Consider the following 22,159-nt stretch of genomic DNA (forward strand, 5'->3'; position numbering starts at 1 on the left):
TTAGGCATTATGAGCGGCCGTGCATAGGGTTATGAGTACTCATGAATGGGCATTCTTACCGTGTTATACCCCTATTGTAACATCGCTTTTTCCCTTTTCTTGCCTCAAAATATGAGATACGATGAATTGATTTCGCTGGAGCGAGAGGCTGTTTTTCTGTATTCGTCTGTCAACGAGACAAATGCTGCTTTTTCTTCTCGTACTTGGAAACGAGCCGTACCTTTGCCCGAAAAAATCGATTCTCCGAGACTTTAGTTTTCATTTTGTCAAATTGCCAGATGGTATGTTATTGCCAAGAGAAGATCATTAGGGGCCTTCTCCACATCGACACCAACTGCCCTTGCCGGGAACAGGAGCTTTGGCTGATAAGCTGATTGAATGGTTGGAGTAGGGTGAATAGTCTTTTGTTATTCTTTTTTAACATGATGTAAAATAAATATGTCCTATTTATCAAGGATATTTTCTTTAGATTATTATTAATTATAGTTAATTGATGTAATAGTATTTGTGTGTTTAAGAACTTCGCATTATAATAAAACCTACCTTTGTTGTCAACAATGTTCAATAAGTTGATTAAAATATACAACTTCTTTTTTCAAAACGGTGTTATAGGGTAATATTTAATGTTTAAGCATATGAAGAGATGTATTTTTACGAAAGTAAAGTTTATGGCACTGTTCCTGTTTGCGGTGCTGATGACCGCATGTACAGCGGACGTGTACGAGCCGAAGCCGGATCCCGATCCAAAGCCGGGACCGGACGAGAGTACAAATGGTATTCCGAATGATTTTGATTATTCAACAAAGGCTAGCCATAAATTGACTGTTAAAGTCTTGGATGAATATGAGGGGAAACGTTATTATACGATAGAAGTATTTGGTTCGGACCCTATCACTGATCCTAATTCTGTTTTCTATGTTGGAGGTAAAACAAACTCAAGGAATCCATTTATTGTTGATTTGGCTTTACCTAAGACTCAAGAATATATTTATATTAAGAAAACGGATGCGCAAGGGTATAGTACTGTTGTAAGCTTAAAGGTGAAAGAAGGCGATTTATTATTGGATTATACGGATCCAGTTATTACAAAATCTTTTTTGCGTAGTGACAGTGGGGTTAGTGATCAAGAAATAACACGTTGGCTCACCCCGCTTTCGGAGAAGGAAATTGAGAAGTTGGATAAAAAAGCTGAGATGAAAGATGTAATAGAGCTACGGAGTGGTATGACTCTTGATAAAAATAAGAGTTATAAAATTACGAGCGGAAAGGTCAACAATGTCGTTTTCCCTGATAACGAGAACTACACTCTTTATATTTTTAGCGGCGCTACCTTGGATTTAGCTTCTTCAGCCTCACCATTGACAAAAAACAGTCAAATTGTAGTTTTTCATGGAGGTCAGATAATTGGCTCTAAGGCTGTTCTGAAAATTGATGGAAATTCTCAATTGGTTAATATGGGTAAAGTAGATATTAATAGAATAGAAACTCTACCTTCGCCACATAGTTCAATTTATAATCATACGAATTCGGAAATTACTGTAAACTCAATGCATTTGAATGGAGGTGAACTTCATAATCATTGTTTGGTAAAGGTTGGTACTTTCTCTTTTGATGGATCTGCTTCCGGATTATATTTAAATCGGGGTTCTTCTGTAATTTCCGGGAATTTTATATATGGTTATGATACGAAAATATCGATGGCGGAACATTCCTTGTTTGAGACAGATGCGTTGAATCCAGCTCAAACAGGTCCTGTATCCTTAGTTGTAGAGGATGCGGATGCCAATCAATATGGAGATGGGAATAGTGCCAAATTGTTTAAGGTGAATGGTGTATTGGATTATACATCTGTTCAGATAACAGGCTTTTTCTGGAGTGATTTATATACTTATGCGCAAAGTGAAGTAAATTATTCAGCTAATAAGAATGGTGCGTTAAGAGTGGTTGGCAATAAATGCCCTGTAAATATATCCGGTGATTGTTTTGGTGATATCAATTACAGTAAAGATGAGCCTTTTACAGACGAATCCGAGACGCCTGAGTATAAACCTGAATATGATAAGACAGAAGCTTATGTCTATTTATTTGAAGACAATTGGCCTAATTTTGGTGACTATGATATGAATGACTTGGTTATGATTGTCAGCATCATAAATACGACAGAGGCTAGCAGTGAAGGTATTAATGCAAAAACTGTATATTTATCAACAAGTGTTAGGGCTGTAGGTGCAACGAAATCTTTATATGCTTTTGCGAAGATCCAAGGAACAGACAAGGTTATTAATTTATTGGAAGGAAAAGAGGCGCATGAGTTCATGAATAGCGATTTAGGTCAAATAATAAATACATATAATAATACTTGTGAAGCACGTGAAAGCTTGATAGAAGTAGATGTGAATGGCATGAGCGGAGTTGTGAATGCTAACAACTTAAACGTTTTTATTGTTTGGGGTGATCCTAATAAGAATAAAAAGAACGAGGTCCATATAGCTGGTTTTTTAGGGACGGAACAAGCAGCCACGGCCTTAACAAGTGATGAATATTATCGATATAAGTATAATGAGAATATTGATAATTCAACAGAGGAATTTAATAATATGATGTGGGGATTGATGATCCCTAAATCATCTTTTGATTCATATCCTAGAGAAGGTATTTCTATTATGGATGCATATCCTCAATTTATGAATTGGGCCAAGTCTGGAGGAAAAGATGTTTTGGATTGGTATACTTTAGGTGTCAATGATCTTCTTTACCAAGGAGATTCTGCTAAAGATAAGTGATCATAGCATCTAAATGATAATTTTATTTGTCGTAAACAGTAAATAGATTTAAGAATAAAAACGGATTGCGGGAACTTTATCCTTAGCAATCCGTTTTTCATTTCTATTAATCCAGCATCAAACTCATATAAGCCATTCTCCCCTGATAATCCATCAGCTGTCGTGTGAGCGTTTGGTTATCCATTTGTTCCAAGTCTTTTTTGGAGACGGGGCTTTCGTGTTGTTTGGATAGCCAGAGGTGGATCATGCGCTTCGTGTCGATGATGCGGGCCATACCCATAGGTAAGGTACCCGGAGGGGTGGGAGGGGTATTGACCGTCGCTTGCGATATGTTATTTTGCAGGGTAAGCTCTTGCAATAGTAATTCCTTGATCTCTTCCGAGTCGTAAAGAAGTTCCTTGATAAAAAGCATTTTGTCGGACGGCGCTGTACCCGCCTCAAGAGGCAACGCGAAAGCCATGCCAACCACCTTCTCGTTCTCGTCCAAGGCTGTGTACATTCCTCCGTTATCTAATTGCAGATCCCGGAGTATCGTGATGAAATCATCCTGCGAGTGCAAGATACAGGAAGGGCGTTCACGTAATTTGCGGTTGAAATAAGCGAACAATTCGTCGGTTGTCGGTACCTCCGGTTGGATAACCGTTATCTTCGGGAGTTGAACCGGCGTATTCGGGCGGATATACGTCTCCACGGAATAATCGAATGCCTCGGTATAACCCTGTTCCCGGTAATAGTCGAATAGCCAAGGATCGGCAGGGATCAAGGCGGAGATAGCGATCTCACGCCGTTCCATTTCCTCGAATGTCTCTTGCAAGAGTTGTCGCATAAGCCCTTGCCCCCTTTCTTCCGGAGCTGTGCACGCCCCGGAGATATAGCCTACCGAGATCTCGGTACCCAAATAAGTCATCGTATAAGGAACTATCTGCAAGGCAGATACTATTTTACCGTCCTTCTCGATGGTCATTGCGTTCTCGTCCTTGTAAACACGATCAAAATAAAGGCTGATAAATGCCTCAGAATCCCCGAAGCAGGTACGCCATAAGTTTACGATTTGTTGTTTCTTGTCCATAATTTATTTAGTTTGCGTAAGTTGCTTTTTTATTGCGGCACTCTTCTCTAATAGTATGGTAGGCTGATAAGAAAGCTTCGCTTGGCGCAACCCCGGTATGCCGAGATCCTCCTCCCGGTTCACGTATGTATACTGTTCCGGAAGGTGAGAAGCAAACTCTTGGTTAATCACCGTATAGGCACCATCGAAATTCACGTCCGCTTTCTCCACGTGAACCCCGAATGTATTATGATTGATGGGTGCCCCGAAAGAAAAAGCGATAATCTCGTTATCAACCCGGAGAGCGCCACCGATCAGGCCTAGGCTGTCAAAATAATGTAAGGCATAGGTAAGGGAGCGACGTTCGTCATTAAGCTCTTCCTCGTCATTATCTCCATTGTTCGCCTTATACCATTTACATTCCAGTTTCAGGCATTGGGGGACGATATCCGGCGTGATAGGGACATACTCGTACGAATATTGTTTCTTGAAATTATTGATATGATTACGTTTGGATTGGTATTTCTTACCCCGTAAGGTCGCTAAATCCTCCCGTAAATAAATGTAATCGAAATAATCTCGTTCTGGGATATAAAAAAAGCTTCCGGGAAGTGCGCTTTCCAGTTGCTCCTTGGCGTCGGGGGTGATACCCAGCATACAGAGTGGATGTCCATATTTTAAGGAATCCTCTTCCAACAAGCGAACGGCACCCGTTAGATCTCCACTCCCGACAGGCATCATATAGGCGAAACGGCTCTTGTCCTCGATCATGAAACGGATTAATAAATAGCCATCCACGATAGCGAATTCGCTGTCATATAAGAAACGCCAACTGCACATGTTCGCGAATGAGAAATCACAATTGCGATAATCGCTGGGAAATGTAAATGAGGTTATGATCTCTTTGTCTTCTAACCTAATCGGTTTAAACGGTATATCCATAAATTTTCTTGTACTGTTTTACAAACTGCAAATATAAAACTAAAATGCGTGTGCGAATGTTTAGAATGGGAATAATAAAGGTAATATAAATACCATAATGATTCCCATCACGATTTGTAAAGGCAATCCCACCTTTACATAGTCCATAAATGTATATTTTCCGGTGGACTTAACGAGTGCGTTGGGTGGGCGTAGAGAAGGGGGAGGCGAAGCATATTGTTCGTTGTTTTCTTGTTTCGGGAAAAATGGCTAAACTTATAGGTTGAACAGCCATTTTGTAAAATAGGGGCTGGAGCTATTTTTGCAATATGAAATTCGCAACAATTAGGTTAAAACGAATGTTGTTTTAATGTCTAACGAAAAGAAGATAAATCAGAGATGAAAAAGTACGATGCGATTATTATTGGTTTTGGGAAAGGTGGAAAAACCTTGGCGGCGGATTTGGCCAACCATGGATGGAATGTAGCTGTGGTGGAGCGTTCGACGGGTATGTACGGAGGTACTTGTATCAATATCGGCTGTATACCGACGAAAGCGCTTGTACATTACGCTCAAGTGACAGGGTATCGCAGACCTTCTACCTTCGAGCAATATGCGGAGGAGTTTAAACAGGCGATCCTCGCCAAGGAGAAACTGACCTCTTTGCTTCGTGAGAAGAATTTCAAGAATCTGGATGATCGGGAGACCGTAACGGTCTATACCGGAGAGGCTTCTTTTCGTTCCCCTTATGAGATTGTCGTGAAAACGGATACGGACTCTTTCTTGCTGGAAAGCGAGAAGATATTCATCAATACCGGAGCCACGACGATTATTCCTACGATAAGCGGTATCGAGGATAATCCTTACGTATATACAAGTACTTCCATTATGGAACTGGAGAAACTGCCACGGCATCTGGTTATTGTCGGAGGCGGATATATCGGGCTGGAATTCGCTTCCATGTTCGCCGGTTTTGGGTCGAAGGTAACGATCTTGGAGGCAGGGGAGGTATTCATCCCTCGTGAGGACCGGGACATCGCCGATTCGGTGAAGTCTACGCTAGAGAAAAAAGGGATCGCCATTCATTTGAATACGGTCGTGCAGACGATCGAGCAGGATGCCGAGCGGGCTGCGGTGATCTGCCGTAACGCTATCTCGGGAGATACCTTGCGGCTGGATGCTGAGGCGGTGCTTTTGGCTACCGGCCGTAAACCGAATACGGAAAGCCTAAATCTGCAGGCCGCCGGAATACAGACGACTAATCGTGGCGCTATCGAGGTGGATAGTAAGTTGCGTACCAATATCCCTAATATCTGGGCGATCGGGGATGTACATGGCGGATTACAATTCACCTATCTGTCTTTGGATGATTACCGTATTATCCGGGAAGAGCTGTTTGGTAATGGTTTCCGGAGCTTGGACGATCGGGAAGCAGTGGCTTATTCCGTATTCATCGATCCTCCGTTGGCCCATGTCGGGTTGAACGAGACGCAAGCCCGTAAGATGGAGAAAAATATAAAGGTGGCCAGCCTGCCCGCCGCCGCCATGCCTCGTACCCGTACCATCGAGCAGACGGATGGCTTACTGAAAGCCGTGGTAGATGCGGATACCGGGAAGATCCTAGGATGTACCTTATTCTGCGCCGAGTCCAGCGAAGTCATAAATACGGTTAGCTTGGCGATGCGTCTCGGGCAAGATTACACATTCCTTCGGGATTCGATATTCACCCATCCGTCGATGAGTGAGGCTTTAAATGATCTATTTGGATTAATAAAATAAAAACATAAATATGAAAACATCAAATATTGGATTAATCGGCTTGGCCGTGATGGGCGAGAACCTTGCGTTGAATATGGAAAGTAAGGGGTTCGCCGTATCCGTTTATAATCGTACAGCGCCGGGAGAGGAAGGCGTGGTAGACCGCTTCATGAGCGGTCGTGGAAAAGGAAAGAATTTTATAGGAACCCATACGATACAGGAATTTGTTGAGTCTATCGAGCGTCCTCGCAAGATTATGCTGATGGTAAAAGCGGGTGCCCCGGTGGATGAGCTGATGGCTCAATTGATTCCTTACTTATCACCCGGCGACGTGATTATTGATGGTGGTAACTCGGATTTCCATGATACGGAACGCCGGGTGAAGGAGATGGAGGCGCATGGGATGTACTTCGTAGGTACCGGAATCTCCGGAGGCGAGATCGGTGCCTTGTACGGACCTTCCGTGATGCCGGGTGGTTCGCCTGCTGCTTGGCCTTTGGTGAAGGATGTCTTGCAAAGCATCGCCGCCAAGTTGGACGACGGGACGCCTTGTTGCCAATGGATTGGTCCGGGTGGAGCCGGCCATTTCGTGAAAATGGTACACAATGGTATCGAGTATGGAGATATGCAGTTGATTTCCGAGGCGTATTCCTTATTGAAGAATCGTCTGGATCTGGACAATGAGGCCTTGGCTCGTATCTTTGAGGATTGGAACACGGGAGAGCTGGATAGCTACCTGATCGGTATTACGGCCGATATTCTCCGCTTCAAGGACGAGGCGGGGGAGGGCTACCTGCTAGATAAGATATTGGATGCCGCCGGCCAGAAGGGTACCGGTAAATGGAGCGCTATCGCCGCTATGGACGAGAATGATCCGCTGACATTGATTACCGAGGCTGTTTATGCCCGTATGCTTTCTTCCATGCAGGAAGAACGGAAAAAAGCGTCCTCGCTTTATCCGAAGAGTGGCGTGCTGGGGCAGACTTTGATCTCGGAGAAAGAGATCAAGCAGGCTTTGTATGCCGCCAAGTTGGTTTCCTACGCACAGGGATTCTCTTTGTTGTGCCAAGCCTCCAAGCGATATGATTGGCAGTTGGATTACGGTACGATCGCCAAGATTTGGCGGAAGGGATGTATCATACGCTCTGTCTTTTTGGAGAAAATTACGCAGGCTTATGAGAAGAACCGGAATCTGGAGAACCTCTTATTCGATGAGTTCTTTATTCAAAAGATCGAGTCTTCCTTGTTGGCTTGGCGGCAAGTGGTAGCCGAGGGTGCCTTGCATGGAGTGGCTTTGCCGGCGATGAGCTCGGGGTTGAGCTATTTCGATGGACTGTCTACCCCGCATTCCGCCGCTAACTTGATTCAGGCCCAGCGGGATTATTTCGGGGCTCATACTTATGAGCGGGTCGATTGGGAGCGTGGTAAGTTTTTCCATACCAACTGGACGGGTGAGGGAGGAAAGACGGTTTCTGGAACTTATAACGTATAAAGACATGAAGAAAGCAGATAATCAATTATTAGTTATATTCGGGGCGTCGGGCGATCTTACCAGTCGCAAGTTGCTTCCCTCTTTGTTCGAGTTATATGTTCGTGGCTTGCTACCCGACCGCTTCTGCATCTTGGGAGCCGCCCGTACCGCTTATGGCGATGAGGAGTTCCGTGCGGAGCAACATACGCATATCTTGGAGGCACAGAAGGGAAAGACCTACGACGAGGGCTTGATCGATGACTTCTTGGAGAATGTTTATTACCTCGCCTTCGATTCCACCAACGCCGATGAATACTACAAATTGCGTGAGCGCATCGAGTTCTTGCAAGAGAAACATGACTTGCCGGATAAGATCATCTATTACTTGGCTACCCCGCCGGTGATGTACGAGATCGTCCCGCAATGTTTGCTGGAGAGTGGTTTGAACAAGACCGAGTCTCCGGACGGTTTCAGGCGGATCATCGTAGAGAAGCCGTTCGGTACCAGCTTGGAGTCTGCCCGCCAGTTGAATGATCATTTACGACATATCTTCCATGAGGAGGAGATTTATCGTATCGACCATTATCTGGGGAAAGAGACCGTGCAGAATATCTTGGTATTGCGTTTCTCGAACGGTATTTTCGAGCCATTGTGGAATCATAATTATATCGATTCCATCGAGATCAGCGCTACTGAGACCTTGGGGGTGGAGAATCGAGGGAAATATTATGATGGAGCCGGGGCGATGCGGGATATGATCCAGAATCACTTAATGCAATTGATGTCGTTTATCGCCATGGAATCTCCCTCTATATTCGAGCCGGAACCGATTCGTGACGAGATCGTGAAAGTATTCCGCTCCATACGCCCGTATACGGTGTTGGATATGGATAAGATGGTTGTCCGTGGACAATATATCGGTTATCGGGAAGAGAAGAACGTAGTTCCCGACTCGAATACCGAGACGTATGTGGCGATGAAGTTCTTTATCGATAACTGGCGCTGGAGCGGTGTGCCTTTCTATTTCTATACGGGAAAGAAGTTGCCGGAGAAGTCATCGGAGGTAGTGATCCACTTCAAGTCTACGCCCCATCAACTGTTTGTCGGTCAATGTTCGGGAGGTTCCTGCAATAAATTGACCATCCGTATCCAACCGAACGAGAGTATATCCTTGAAGTTCGGGCTGAAAATGCCGGGAGCCGGTTTCGAGGTGAAGCAAGTCAGCATGGACTTCCGCTACGATTCCCTCTCGAAGAGCTATCTTCCTGACGCTTACGAGCGTCTGTTGCTGGATGCCATGCTGGGCGATTCTACCTTGTATGCTCGTAGCGACGCTTTGGAGGCTAGCTGGAAATTTATCGATCCGATCTTGCTCCATTGGAAAGAGGAGGGTTCGAAGAACTTATTCTTCTATGAGCCGGGCGAGGACGGACCGGAGGAAACTGTTATTTTAGGTGCGGAAAAGAAAGTCTGCGCCTGCCAAAGAAGATAATTTTATGGAAATAAAGAGATATAATGAGATGAAAGAGGCGCTTCGGTCGATGACGGAGGACATGATGGCGATGATTCGCCGAAAAGACTTCGCTCCGTTTAACCTAGCGCTCTCGGGAGGGGAGACGGCGAAGCATATGTTTTCCCTCTGGGTAGATGAGTATAAGGATAAGATTGACTGGAATAACATCCGTTTCTTCTGGGTGGACGAGCGTTGCGTTCCTCCAACGAGTCCGGATAGTAATTACGGTCATGCGAATCATTTGCTTTTTAAGCCTTTGTGTATCCCGGCGGATCATATCCACCAGATCAAGGGCGAGAACGAACCGGGTACTGAGGCGATGCGTTATTCATGGGTCGTAAAGGAATTCTTGCCGTTGTTCAATCAAATGCCTACGTTCGATTGCATCATCCTCGGCGTAGGTGAGGATTCCCATACGGCATCCATTTTCCCTACCACCATGGAGCTATTGTCGGATAGCCGTAACTATGCGGTATCCCAGCAACCTTCTACCGGTCAATACCGGATCACCATGACGGGACCGCTTATCTTGAACGGCGCCCCCTTATTGGTCCCGATACTGGGCACGAACAAGGAACCCGTAATCCAGAGGCTCTCCAAGGGTTATTCTCCTTCAAACGACACGCCTGCCGCTTATATCTTATCGCATGCCGTACAAGCTACGATTTATGGGCTGAACCCATGATTTTGCGACATGCCGAGCCCTTCCCAAAAACATGTACGTGTTTTCGAAAAAACACGTACATATACTCCTCTCCTTGGAGAAGATATACTGCAAGTACCCTAGGAGATATACTTCACCGTCCAAGTAAGTACTACTTCTCGTGATATCCTATTAGTATATACAAGACTGTTGCCCACATTTAAAGTGAATGTATTTGTTGGATTCATGTTTTTTTGCGAAGTTTGTTGCTTGAAAAGTAAGCTTTGAGACATGAATACGAGAAATATTGTACTGTGTATATTATATTTGTTTTTGGTGCCGATGGGAGGGTTTGCCCAATCTGAGGTCGTTGTCTTGTATCCCGATACTGAAAATAAGGATTTGGATGAAGCAGTATACCAAAAAATCTTTTTGGCCGGCACGATCGATATGGGGAAAAGTGTGGGTTGGCAGAAGGCTACCTGCGACTGGTTCCGAGCGCTTCCGGAGGGACGGTATCTCTTGTTCAATCCTCGTAGGGATAAAGGGTTGAGCGGGGAGATGTCCGATTTTGAGCATCAAGTGAATTGGGAACTGGAGCATCTGGAGAAAGCCGATCTGATTATCATGAACATTCTGGCGAGCAGCAAATCCCCGATAACTTTATTGGAGATGGGGCTGTTTATGCGCTCCGGAAAGTTGCGGGTGATTTGCGAGCCCGGCTTTTACCGGTATGATAATGTGCGCTTAACTTGTGCGCGCTATGGCGTTCCATTGTATCAGAATATGGACGATTTTTTGAAAACCATGCGCTAATCTATTATTATTTGTTTAACTTTGTATAGTTTTAGGGACGGTGTGGAATCGATCCTAAGCGAGTATTGTCGAACAAAATGGAAAGAATATGAAAGGTATAGTTTTAGCCGGTGGATCGGGTACCCGCTTGTATCCGATCACTAAAGGAGTTTCCAAGCAACTTCTACCTATTTATGATAAGCCGATGATTTTTTATCCGGTATCCGTGCTCATGTTGGCGGGGATACGGGAGATTCTTATTATATCGACCCCTCAGGATTTGCCGGGCTTTCGTCGTTTACTGGGCGATGGCTCCGATTATGGCGTTCGTTTTGAATATGCCGAGCAGCCTTCGCCGGACGGATTGGCGCAAGCTTTCATCATTGGAGAGCGTTTTATCGGCGATGACTCCGTTTGCTTGGTACTTGGCGATAATATCTTTTACGGACAGAGCTTTACCCGTATGTTAAAAGAGGCCGTTGACAAGGCGGAGAACGAACAAAAAGCGACCGTGTTCGGTTACTACGTAAACGATCCGGAACGCTATGGCGTGGCCGAGTTCGATGCGGATGGGAACGTCCTCAGTATCGAGGAAAAACCGAAGGAACCGAAGTCGAATTACGCCGTGGTAGGATTGTATTTCTATCCGAACAAGGTGGTGGGCGTGGCCAAGAATATCAAGCCATCCGCCCGTGGAGAGCTGGAGATCACTACCGTGAACCAGTGGTTCTTGAAGGATGGGGAGTTGAAAGTGCAGCTATTGGGACGTGGATTCGCTTGGTTGGATACCGGGACTCACGACTCGTTGTCTGAGGCATCTACTTTCGTGGAGGTGATCGAGAAGAGACAGGGACTGAAGGTGGCTTGTCTGGAGGAGATCGCTTTCAAGCAAGGATGGATTGATGAGAAGCGACTTGAGCAAGTGGCTTTGCCGATGATTAAGAATCAGTACGGCCAGTATTTGATGAGGTTGATTAATAAGTAGAAGTAGTTCAGAATACGAGATATCGATGGAAAAAGACAGTAAAATATTTGTTGCCGGTCACCGGGGCTTGGTAGGCTCCGCCATTCTGAATAATTTGCGTAGCAAAGGGTATACGAACTTCCTGCTTCGTACGCATGCGGAACTGGATCTGACGGATCAAGCCGCTGTGAACGAGTTTTTTGCCGCTGAACGGCCGGACTATGTGTTCTTGTCGGCGGCGCACGTCGGCGGTATCATGGCGAACAGTCTGTACCGTGCCGATTTTATCTACAATAATTTGATGATCCAGAATAATGTCATTCATGCCTCTTGGAAAAACAATGTAAAGAAATTATTATTCTTGGGAAGCACCTGCATCTATCCCCGTGAGGCTCCGCAGCCGATGCCGGAGGATTGCTTGCTGACATCTCCCTTGGAATATTCCAACGAGCCTTATGCGATCGCCAAGATAGCGGGTATCAAGATGTGCGAGAGTTACAACCTGCAATACGGTACGAACTATATCGCCGTGATGCCTACGAACCTCTACGGGCCGAATGATAATTTCAATCTGGAGACCTCGCATGTGTTGCCAGCCATGATCCGTAAGATCCATCTGGCGAAATGCCTGCATATGGGAGATTGGGAGGCCTTGCGTAAGGATATGGACATTCGTCCGGTAGAGGGCGTGTCTGGGAAGGCCTCCGAGCCGGAGATACTCTCCGTATTGGATAAACAGGGTATCCGTCCGGGCGAGGTGGAGCTGTGGGGAACCGGCAAGCCGCTTCGTGAGTTTTTATGGAGCGAGGAGATGGCCGACGCTTCTGTTTATATCATGGAACACGTGGATTTCGAGGATGTCCGCCAGAAGGAGGGCGAGGTCCGGAATACACATATTAATATAGGTACGGGTATCGAGCTTTCGATCCGTGAGGTCGCCGAACTGATCCGGCGAGAGATCGGGTTCGAGGGCGAGTTGAGGTTTAACTCGTCCAAGCCGGACGGTACGCTTCGTAAGCTGACGGATGTAAGCAAGTTGCATGCCTTGGGTTGGCGCCATACGATCGAGATCGAGGAGGGCGTGAAGCGACTCTATGAATGGTACTTGGAAATTGAAAAATGAGAATTGAAAATTGAAAATTAGAGAAATGGGCAAAGTAGCGTTAATAACGGGTATTACGGGACAGGATGGGGCTTATCTTACTGAGTTCTTGATTAAGAAAGGATATACGGTACATGGTATCAAGCGTCGTTCTTCCATGTTCAATACGGACCGTATCGATCATTTGTATCAAGACCCGCATGTGGAAAACCGTAATTTGATTCTGCATTATGGCGATTTAACGGATAGTTTGAATCTTACACGTATCATTGGCGAGGTTCAACCGGACGAGATCTATAATCTGGCCGCCATGAGCCATGTAAAAGTAAGTTTCGACACTCCCGAATATACTGCGAATGCGGATGGTTTGGGCGTATTGCGTATCCTAGAGGCGGTCCGTTTGCTGAACTTGATCCCGAAGACGCGTATTTATCAGGCATCTACATCTGAACTGTATGGCTTGGTGCAAGAGGTGCCGCAGAGGGAGACTACTCCTTTCTATCCGAGAAGCCCTTATGCGGTAGCAAAACTATACGGTTACTGGATTACGGTGAATTACAGGGAGGCCTATCATATGCACGCTTCCAATGGCATCTTGTTTAATCACGAGTCTCCGTTAAGGGGAGAGACATTCGTGACCCGTAAGGTAACCCGGGCGGTTTCACGTATCGTTTTGGGTATGCAAAAAAAGGTTTATATGGGTAATCTTTCCTCCAAACGGGATTGGGGACACGCAAAAGATTACGTGCGTGCCATGTACGCTATTTTGCAACAAGATGAACCCTCGGATTATGTCATAGCTACCGGGATTACTACCACGATTCGGGACTTTATCCGTATGGCTTTTGAGGAAATTGGCGTGGGAATCCACTTTAAAGGAGAAGGGATAGACGAGGTCGCTATCATAGAGTCGATAGACGAGGGATTGTTCGTCAAGAAGGTTGGTGATGCCTATCTGGAAAACTTTAAGAAACGTGTGGGTGAGGAAGTTGTAGGAGTAGATCCGCAGTATTTCCGCCCTACGGAAGTAGAGTTGCTGATCGGTGACGCTACGAAGGCACGTACTCGTTTAGGGTGGGAACCGGAGTATTCATTAGTGGCTTTAATTGAGGATATGATGAAGAACGATATAAAACTAATGAAGAAGGAGTCTTATCTGAAAGAGGGGGGCTATAAAATTTTGAACTATTTCGAGTGAGTTCAAAACAATTTGAAGATTTTATTTGTTGTAATTACAAAAAGAGTTAATTTTGTGCCAATTTTAAGATATTAGGTAATTGATTGTTTAATTAAAATGTTGAAAATATGAAGACTAAGGTTTTACTTTTAGCTTTGTTATCAGGTTTTGTATTCTCTGTGACAGCACAGGAATATCAACCGCAGGTGGGGTTCAGCAATGAGGCTGGTTATAAGACTAATTTCAAGAAGAATAAAGCTCGCGACAATTGGTTTATTTCAATTGCGGGTGGAGCCAGCGTATTGTTAGGGGACCAAAATGGAGAGGCTGATTTCAAGAATCGTTTAAACTTCGCTCCACAAGTATCTTTTGGTAAGTGGTTTAATCCGTATTTAGGATTCCGTACCCAGTTAAATGGTGGTATTATCCACGGTTTTGAAGGTGATGGCGCACAGTTTATGCAACATAATAAATATGTAGCCGCTCACGTAGATTTGTTGTGGGATGTTACTAACTTCTGGGCTCCTTACAGAGAATCTAAAGTGTTCCGCTTGATTCCTTGGGTCGGTTTTGGTTATGCGCAGCGTTTCAAGACTACAGAGTCTTATGATCGTCCAAGAACGGAGTCTCCTACGTTGAACGCTGGTATCTTAACCGCTTTCCGTTTGAGCAAACGTGTTGATTTGAATGTTGAGATCCAAGGTTCTTTGTTGAACGAGCAGTTTAACCGTGTCGAGATGAATCACCTGACAGATGGTATCGTTCAGTTGAGCGCTGGTTTGACATTCAAATTGGGTAAGACTGACTTCGAGGTATTGGAGCCGATGGATTACGCTTTGTTGAACGACTTGAACGGCCAGATCAACTCTTTGCGTGCTGCTAACGATGAGTTGAGCAAACGTCCGGTTTCTTGCCCTGAGTGCCAAGAGACAGTTACTGAAGTTGTAAATAACTACGTTGACAATGTGGTTTATTTCCGCATCAACAGCGCTAAGATCGACAAGAACCAGCAGATCAATATCTATAACACAGCTGAGTTCATGAAGAACAACAACGCTCCGATCAAGGTAGTTGGTTACGCTGACAAGAAGACGGGTACTTCTGATTATAACATGGGTCTTTCTGAGAAACGTGCTAGAGCGGTCGCTAAGGAACTTATCGATAAATACGGTATCTCTTCTAGCCAGATCACTATCGAGTGGAGAGGTTCGGACGAACAACCTTATGGCGAAAATAGCTGGAACCGTGTAGTAATTATGAGCGCTAATAATTAATTTACGAATTAATACTTTAAAAAGGCCGTACTTCTAAGTGCGGCCTTTTTTTTGCGCCGAAAAATACTTACTTTTGTGAGAATTTATCGAATTGCTATGATATTGAACAAAAAACATGGTTATTTAATCCAATGGCTGATTGGTGTAGGAGATTTGATCGTATTGAATCTCTTGTTTATGGCCGTTTTTCATCTGCTTGGCCCGAAATACACGGAAGCGATATCCTATAATTTGAGAGAGGTTATTTTGTTATTGAATTTCTGTTATTTCTTCTCTTTATATTTTATCCCGATTCAATTGCATCAGGCGGTCGTGTTTATCGACAAGATTGTGCAACGGGCGTTCGGATTGGTTACCGTACTTATCTTTTTATTCGCTACTTGCTTGATCTTCTTGAATGTAGGGGATATTCTGGCTACCTTCCTCTTGGTCTATTACGGGGTTTCTATCATCTTGTTTTCGCTTTGGCGGGTTTTTGTGCGCTTATCCTTAAAGTTTTATAGGCGAAAAGGCTATAACTTTAAGAAGGTGGTGATTGTGGGTGCGGGAAAGAATGGTATGGAGCTTTACCAAGTTATGAAAGATGATTTGAGCTATGGGTTTAGTGTAAAGGGGTTCTTTGATGACAATGACTCGTTGAAAGACGTTTTACCTAATTATTTGGGTAAGACGAGTGAGGTGGAAGCGTATGTGCTGGAGCATGATATCGATGAGATTTATTGTACCTTGCCGGGTACGAACAACGGAAAGATCGTACGGCTTCTGAATTTCGCCGAGAAGAAGATGGTGCGTTTCTATATCGTGCCCGAGTTTTACCGGGATGTAAAGAAGAGTATGGTGATGGAGGTGATGGAATCGATCCCATTGCTGACGGTCCGCCGGGAGCCTTTGCAATCCGCCTATAACCGGTTCTTGAAACGGACGTTCGATATATTTTTCTCTTTGGTGATTTTGCTCACGATTTATCCGATCCTGTACATCGTGGTCGGTATAATGATCAAGTTAAGCTCACCCGGCCCGATCTTGTTTAAGCAGAAACGTACGGGATTGTATGGGCATGACTTCGAATGTTTCAAATTTCGTACGATGAAGGTGAATGCGCAGGCTGATACCTTGCAGGCCGTTAAGAACGATCCTCGGAAGACCCGGATCGGCGATTTCTTGCGCCGGACGAATCTGGATGAGTTCCCTCAGTTCGTGAACGTCTTGCTGGGCGATATGTCCGTGGTAGGCCCTCGTCCGCATATGTTGAAGCATACCGAGCAGTACTCGGCGTTGATCGATAAGTATATGGTGCGGCATTTGGTGAAACCGGGAGTAACGGGGTGGGCGCAAGTCACCGGTTACCGGGGTGAGACCAAGACGCTGGAGCAGATGGAAGGACGTGTGAAGAGAGATGTGTGGTATATAGAGAATTGGACGTTTTTCCTTGATTTAAAGATTATTGTGGTTACGGTACTGAATATGTTCAAGGGAGAGAAGAATGCGTATTAATCCGATTTGTTGCACACTTTTTGCGGATTTGTGTAATCTGTATTTATATTTATGCTATATTCGCGCTCGATGGGAAGAATAATTGCAATAGATTACGGCCGGAAACGTACGGGGATAGCCGCTACGGATATTTTACAAATGATCGCTAACGGCGTGGCGACAGTCCCAAGTGGAGAGGTTGTGAAATACCTGTCGGATTACATATCGCGGGAACCGGTGGATTTATTTGTGGTCGGGCTTCCGAAGCAAATGAACAATGAGCCTTCTGAGAACATGAAGTATGTGGAGGCGTTCGTGACCCATCTGAAAAGGACGATACCAAGTATCCCGGTAACTTATTACGACGAGCGGTTCACGTCGGTCTTAGCTCATAAGGCCATGTTGGAAGGCGGTTTAAAGAAAAAGAAACGGCAAGATAAAGGATTGGTCGATGAGATTAGCGCCGTTATTATTTTGCAAGCTTATTTAGAAAGTAAAAAATATCAGTTATAACTTATGATTTTACCCGTATTTTTATATGGTCAGCCCGTACTAAGAAAAGAGGCTGAGGATGTACCTAAAGATTATCCCGACTTGAAACAGTTGGTTGCCAATATGTTTGAAACGATGTATAATGCCGATGGGGTAGGACTTGCCGCTCCTCAGGTGGGCTTGTCTATCCGTTTGGTGGTTATAGACGGTGATGTGATGGGAGATGACTTCCCTGAATGCAAGGGTTTCAAGCGTGCGTTGATTAATCCCGAGTTCTTGGAACGTAGCGAGGAGGAAATAGCTATGGAGGAAGGCTGCTTGAGCCTGCCGGGTATACACGAGAAAGTGTCTCGCTCGAAAACGGTTCGTGTGAGATATTGGGATGAGAATTGGGAGGAGCACGAGGAAGTGGTGGAAGGTTTCGCCGCCCGTATCGTGCAGCATGAGTGCGAGCATCTGACGGGGCATGTCTTTATCGACAATGTCTCCGCTATTCGCCGTCAATTGAACAAAGGCAAATTAAATAGTATTATTAAAGGGACGGTTCGTTGCTCTTACCGGGCAAAAGCCGTTGGTAAATAATAAATCTATAAATAATCAATATGACAGATTTAAGTAAAAACATTGAGGCCCTCAGGGAAAAGAAAGCCGTTATCGAGATGGGCGGTGGTGAGGCTGCTATCGAAAAGCAAGTGGCGATGGGTAAGCTTACTGCCCGGGAGCGTATCTTGGCTTTGTTGGATAAGAACTCTTTCCATGAGTATGACATGTTCGTGAAACACGATGGCCGTGATTTCGGTATGGAGAAGAAGGTTCTGCCGGGTGATGGTGTGGTTACCGGTACGGGTACGATCTTTGGTGCCCCGGTTTGCATCTATGCGCAGGACTTTACGGTTGCCGGTGGTTCGTTAGGTTTGCAGCATGCTCGTAAGATCACCAAGATCATGGACCATGCGTTGAAGATGAAATGTCCGATCATCGGAATCAATGACTCGGGTGGCGCACGTATCCAAGAAGGTGTTGGTGCTTTGGCTGGTTATGGTGAAATATTCTATCGCAATACGATCGCCTCGGGCGTGATCCCTCAGATTTCCTTGATCCTCGGTCCTTGTGCCGGTGGTGCCGTTTATTCTCCGGCGTTGACGGACTTCGTGTTTGTGGTTGAGAACATCTCTAAGATGTTTATCACGGGACCGAACGTTATCAAGACCGTGCTGGGTGAGGATATCTCTATGGAAGACCTTGGTGGCGCACGTGTTCATGCGGAGACTACAGGTAACGCTCATTTCTATGCCTTGAGCGAGCAAGAATGTTTCGATCAGGTGAAACGTTTGGTTAGCTTCATCCCTTGGAATAATCAGGAGCGTGCGAAAGTGGTTGAGCCGAAAGAGCCGTCCGCTATGCTGAATATCGAGCAAGTAGTTCCGGCGGACCCGAAACAACCGTATGATGTGCGAGACGTTATCAGATGTATCGTCGATGACTCGGACTTCTTGGAGATTCAAGAGTTGTGGGCCGCTAATATTGTGATCGGTTTTGGCCGTATGGCAGGAGAAACGGTAGGTTTCGTTGCCAATCAACCGATGGTTCTGGCTGGCGTGCTTGATTGTGATAGCGCTGACAAGGCCGCTCGTTTCATCCGTTTCTGCGACTCATTCAATATTCCTATCATCACGTTGGAGGATATGCCGGGTTATCTGCCGGGCGTAGATCAAGAGCATGCGGGTGTGATTCGTCATGGGGCTAAGGTTCTGTATGCGTATTCGGAAGCTACTGTTCCTAAGATCACGGTTATCTTGCGCAAGGCGTACGGTGGAGGTTATATAGCTATGAACTCCCGTCACTTGGGCGCTGACTTCATGTTCGCTTGGCCGAGCGCGGAGATCGCTGTTATGGGTCCGGAAGGCGCAGCTAACATCATATTCCGCAAGGAGATCATGGAGGCGGAAGATCAGAACGCTATGCGTCAGGAGAAGGTGAAAGAATATATCGAGAAATTCGCGAACCCGTACGTGGCGGCTTCCAAGGGATTTATCGACTCTGTGATCGAACCGAAAGAAACCCGTTCATTATTGCTACACGCACTGAAGCTTTCCATTCTAAAAGAGGAATACAGACCGGCCAAGAAGCACGGTTTGCCTCCGTTCTAAATTGATGAGAGTATGGAAAAGAAACACCAGCAAGAAGAATATGTAGACTTTGTGGTGACGGCACGTAAATATAAGACGTTGCTGACAGCGAAGTATAAGAGCCGACCGATGTGGCATAAGCCGTCGGCTGGTGACGTGGTTTCTCATCTTCCCGGAACGATTATCAAGATTATGGTAGAAGAAGGACAGGCTGTGGAGGCCGGGCAACTTCTGCTAATCCATGAGGCGATGAAAATGCAGAACCGGGTGGTCGCTCCCATATCGGGAGTCGTTGTCGAGCTCAATGTAAAAGAGGGCGATAAGATAACGAAGAATCATTTAATGGTAAAAATAGAGTCTAAGTAAGATAATTTACTTATTTTTGCCTCTCAATCATTTTTAATAGGATGAAGAAGGCAACACTCTTTTTGATATTACAGATATTTACGATTTCGCTTTTTGCGCAGATTAATACGGACCGTGTATTGGCCATTGGCAGGAACGCCCTTTATTTTGAGGATTATGTTCTTTCCATTCAGTACTTCAATCAAGTTATTAAATCCAAACCTTGGTTGGCGGAACCCTATTTTTACCGTGCGGTGGCGAAGATAAATTTGGACGATTTTAAGGGGGCCGAGGAAGACTGTACTTTATGTCTTCAGCGGAACCCTTTTTTAACACAAGCGTATTACGCTCGCGGCATCGCCCGTCAAAGTCAGGAGAAATACGACGAGGCGATCGACGATTACCAGAAAGGACTTGAGTTCAAACCCGAGGACCGGCAGATGCTGGTGAATATGGCGGTGGCTTTTATCCAGAAAAAAGACTACAACGGGGCGGAGAAGACATTTGATGATTTAATGACCGCCCATCCGAAATATTCCATGAATTATATGACACGGGGCGCTATGTATCTGGAGAAAGGGGATACGTTGAAAGCCTTGGCCGATTATAATAAGGCGATCGAGATGGATCCTTATTATGCGCCGGCGTATGGCAATCGTGCGATCCTTCATTATCAAATGGATGATTACAAGGACGCTTTGGCCGATTTGAACGAGGCTCTACGTCTGGATACCCGTGAGAGCGGATATTATATTAACCGGGGGCTAGTTCGTTATCAGATGAATGACTTGAGAGGTGCGATGGCCGATTACGATCAGGTGATCAGCATGGATAGCCGGAACTTGATCGCACGGTTCAACCGAGGTTTGCTTCGGTTCCAAGTCGGGGATAATAACCGGGCTATCGAGGACTTTGATGTCGTTATCCAGCAAGAGCCAGATAACTATATGGCTTATTACAACCGTGCGTTGCTCCGTTTCGAGACGGGCGACTACCGGGGGGCCGTGCAGGATTACGACGTGGTCTTGAAGCAATATCCTACTTTCCTGCCGGGCTTTGTGAGCCGTTCGGAAGCAAAGCGTAAGCTGGGGGATAACGTGGGGGCAGACCGTGATTATTGGGCAGCCATAAAGATGGAGGAGCAGGCCAAGAACGGACAGCTCCCGAAGACATCGTCTTCTGGCTCCAATACGGCGGTGAACGGAGATGCCAAGGCGGACGATTCGGAGGAGAATACTCGTGAGCAATCCGATAAGAATATCAATAAGTTCAACCGCTTGGTGGTATACGATAAGGAGCAGGAGCGTAAAAGTAAATACCAAAGTGAGGTCCGTGGGCGTGTACAAGACCGGAATGTCCATGTGGATCTGGAACCCCAGTTTGTCTTGACCTATTACGAGAAGGCGGATCCCGTAAAGAAACTTGTTTATTACGACAAGATGGTGGAGGATTACAATGGCCAGATGGTCTTGAAGCGTAAATTGCGTATCACGAACGAGGAGGCCGCTTTGACTGAGGACCAAATCGCCGTGCATTTCGCCTCCATCGACGAGTATTCGGCGGAGATCGAGCGTGATCCGAACAACGCTAACGCTTATTTTGGCCGTGCGATGGACTTCATGTTGGTGCAGGATTTCTCGGAGGCGATCAAGAATTTCTCGGAAGCGATCGAGCGAGACCCGTCGTTCACGATGGCTTATTTCAATCGTGCCGTGGAACGTTATAAGCAATTGATGTACACCCAATCCCAGCAGGCTAGCAAGGATACGTACGACTTGAGTGGCTCGGGAATGAACTTGAATATTGGTAAGTCCGCACAGCCGCAGGTAAACGCCAACACCTCGGTGGACCTCCGGAGCGCTATGCTGAAGGATAATAAGCGAGCCTATGAGCATGAGCAGATCATGAGGGATTACGATATGGTGATCAAGCTGAACCCGGGTTTTGTGTACGCTTACTTTAACCGTGCGAATCTGCGTTGCGCCCAGCGTGATTTCCGTGCCGCTATCGTTGATTACAACGAGGCGATCGAGCGGGACCCTGAATTTGCCGAGGCTTACTACAACCGTGGGTTAGCCCGTCTGTCGCAAGGTGACGTGAACCGGGGCATCGCCGACTTGAGCAAGGCAGGGGAATTGGGTATCTACAACGCCTATAGTATCATCAAGCGAATGACAAGCCGGTGATAACGCAAATTATTCGAGTTAAATGTTTCGCTGATAGAAAAGAAATATTAACTTTGTGGGCTGAATATAAAGAATTTTAGAGAAT

Annotated in this window: 18 protein-coding genes; 16 read left to right on the forward strand and 2 right to left on the reverse strand. The window is 45.6% G+C overall.

The window, feature by feature from the left end; translation table 11 throughout:
• The first annotated feature begins 635 nt into the window (after positions 1–635).
• On the forward strand, positions 636–2,783 hold the full coding sequence (locus tag D7V92_RS07310; protein WP_121772651.1) for an LruC domain-containing protein: 2,148 nt from the start codon (positions 636–638) through the stop codon (positions 2,781–2,783).
• A gap of 106 nt (positions 2,784–2,889) precedes the next feature.
• On the opposite strand, the gene D7V92_RS07315 is transcribed toward D7V92_RS07310, so the two are convergent.
• The gene (locus tag D7V92_RS07315; RefSeq protein WP_121772603.1) at positions 2,890–3,852 is read right to left on the reverse strand and encodes a GNAT family N-acetyltransferase; all 963 of its coding nucleotides are present in this window, start codon (positions 3,850–3,852) and stop codon (positions 2,890–2,892) included.
• A 3-nt stretch (positions 3,853–3,855) separates the two neighbouring features.
• The gene (locus D7V92_RS07320) at positions 3,856–4,773 is read right to left on the reverse strand and encodes a DUF2156 domain-containing protein (RefSeq protein ID WP_121772604.1); all 918 of its coding nucleotides are present in this window, start codon (positions 4,771–4,773) and stop codon (positions 3,856–3,858) included.
• 378 nt (positions 4,774–5,151) lie between these two features.
• On the opposite strand from D7V92_RS07320, the gene D7V92_RS07325 reads away from it, so the two are divergent.
• From D7V92_RS07325 to D7V92_RS07395, 15 genes are all read left to right on the forward strand, one after another.
• Entirely contained in the window at positions 5,152–6,531 is a 1,380-nt protein-coding gene (locus D7V92_RS07325; RefSeq protein WP_121772605.1) for an FAD-dependent oxidoreductase, read from the forward strand.
• A 10-nt stretch (positions 6,532–6,541) separates the two neighbouring features.
• Positions 6,542–8,002, forward strand: a complete 1,461-nt coding sequence (gene gnd / locus D7V92_RS07330; RefSeq protein WP_057328373.1) for a decarboxylating NADP(+)-dependent phosphogluconate dehydrogenase — start codon at positions 6,542–6,544, stop codon at positions 8,000–8,002.
• A gap of 4 nt (positions 8,003–8,006) precedes the next feature.
• Positions 8,007–9,473 carry a glucose-6-phosphate dehydrogenase gene (zwf, locus tag D7V92_RS07335; protein WP_057328372.1) on the forward strand — a complete coding sequence of 489 codons (1,467 nt, stop codon included), beginning with the start codon at positions 8,007–8,009 and terminating at the stop codon, positions 9,471–9,473.
• Between the two features lie 4 nt (positions 9,474–9,477).
• A complete protein-coding gene (pgl, locus tag D7V92_RS07340; protein ID WP_057328371.1) occupies positions 9,478–10,179 on the forward strand; it encodes a 6-phosphogluconolactonase in 702 nt (233 codons plus the stop codon).
• A gap of 249 nt (positions 10,180–10,428) precedes the next feature.
• Positions 10,429–10,953 carry a nucleoside 2-deoxyribosyltransferase domain-containing protein gene (locus tag D7V92_RS07345; protein WP_121772606.1) on the forward strand — a complete coding sequence of 175 codons (525 nt, stop codon included), beginning with the start codon at positions 10,429–10,431 and terminating at the stop codon, positions 10,951–10,953.
• 88 nt (positions 10,954–11,041) lie between these two features.
• Entirely contained in the window at positions 11,042–11,917 is an 876-nt protein-coding gene (gene rfbA / locus D7V92_RS07350) for a glucose-1-phosphate thymidylyltransferase RfbA (RefSeq protein ID WP_008772418.1), read from the forward strand.
• A 25-nt stretch (positions 11,918–11,942) separates the two neighbouring features.
• Positions 11,943–13,019, forward strand: a complete 1,077-nt coding sequence (locus D7V92_RS07355) for a GDP-L-fucose synthase (protein WP_121772607.1) — start codon at positions 11,943–11,945, stop codon at positions 13,017–13,019.
• A 25-nt stretch (positions 13,020–13,044) separates the two neighbouring features.
• Complete coding sequence (gene gmd / locus D7V92_RS07360; protein ID WP_121772608.1) at positions 13,045–14,196, forward strand: GDP-mannose 4,6-dehydratase; 1,152 nt, start codon at positions 13,045–13,047, stop codon at positions 14,194–14,196.
• 107 nt (positions 14,197–14,303) lie between these two features.
• Positions 14,304–15,449, forward strand: coding sequence for an OmpA family protein (locus D7V92_RS07365; protein WP_008772416.1), 1,146 nt, complete (start codon positions 14,304–14,306; stop codon positions 15,447–15,449).
• 96 nt (positions 15,450–15,545) lie between these two features.
• Positions 15,546–16,943 carry an undecaprenyl-phosphate glucose phosphotransferase gene (locus tag D7V92_RS07370; RefSeq protein WP_005862993.1) on the forward strand — a complete coding sequence of 466 codons (1,398 nt, stop codon included), beginning with the start codon at positions 15,546–15,548 and terminating at the stop codon, positions 16,941–16,943.
• 69 nt (positions 16,944–17,012) lie between these two features.
• Positions 17,013–17,435 carry a Holliday junction resolvase RuvX gene (gene ruvX / locus D7V92_RS07375; RefSeq protein ID WP_008772415.1) on the forward strand — a complete coding sequence of 141 codons (423 nt, stop codon included), beginning with the start codon at positions 17,013–17,015 and terminating at the stop codon, positions 17,433–17,435.
• A 3-nt stretch (positions 17,436–17,438) separates the two neighbouring features.
• A complete protein-coding gene (gene def, locus D7V92_RS07380) occupies positions 17,439–17,996 on the forward strand; it encodes a peptide deformylase (RefSeq protein WP_005857695.1) in 558 nt (185 codons plus the stop codon).
• A 20-nt stretch (positions 17,997–18,016) separates the two neighbouring features.
• Entirely contained in the window at positions 18,017–19,564 is a 1,548-nt protein-coding gene (locus D7V92_RS07385) for an acyl-CoA carboxylase subunit beta (RefSeq protein WP_005857693.1), read from the forward strand.
• 12 nt (positions 19,565–19,576) lie between these two features.
• Complete coding sequence (locus tag D7V92_RS07390) at positions 19,577–19,909, forward strand: acetyl-CoA carboxylase biotin carboxyl carrier protein subunit (RefSeq protein ID WP_005857691.1); 333 nt, start codon at positions 19,577–19,579, stop codon at positions 19,907–19,909.
• A 41-nt stretch (positions 19,910–19,950) separates the two neighbouring features.
• Complete coding sequence (locus D7V92_RS07395) at positions 19,951–22,074, forward strand: tetratricopeptide repeat protein (protein WP_121772609.1); 2,124 nt, start codon at positions 19,951–19,953, stop codon at positions 22,072–22,074.
• Positions 22,075–22,159: the final 85 nt, after the last annotated feature.

This window comes from Parabacteroides sp. CH2-D42-20 (genome assembly GCF_003670185.1).
GTDB lineage: Bacteria > Bacteroidota > Bacteroidia > Bacteroidales > Tannerellaceae > Parabacteroides > Parabacteroides distasonis.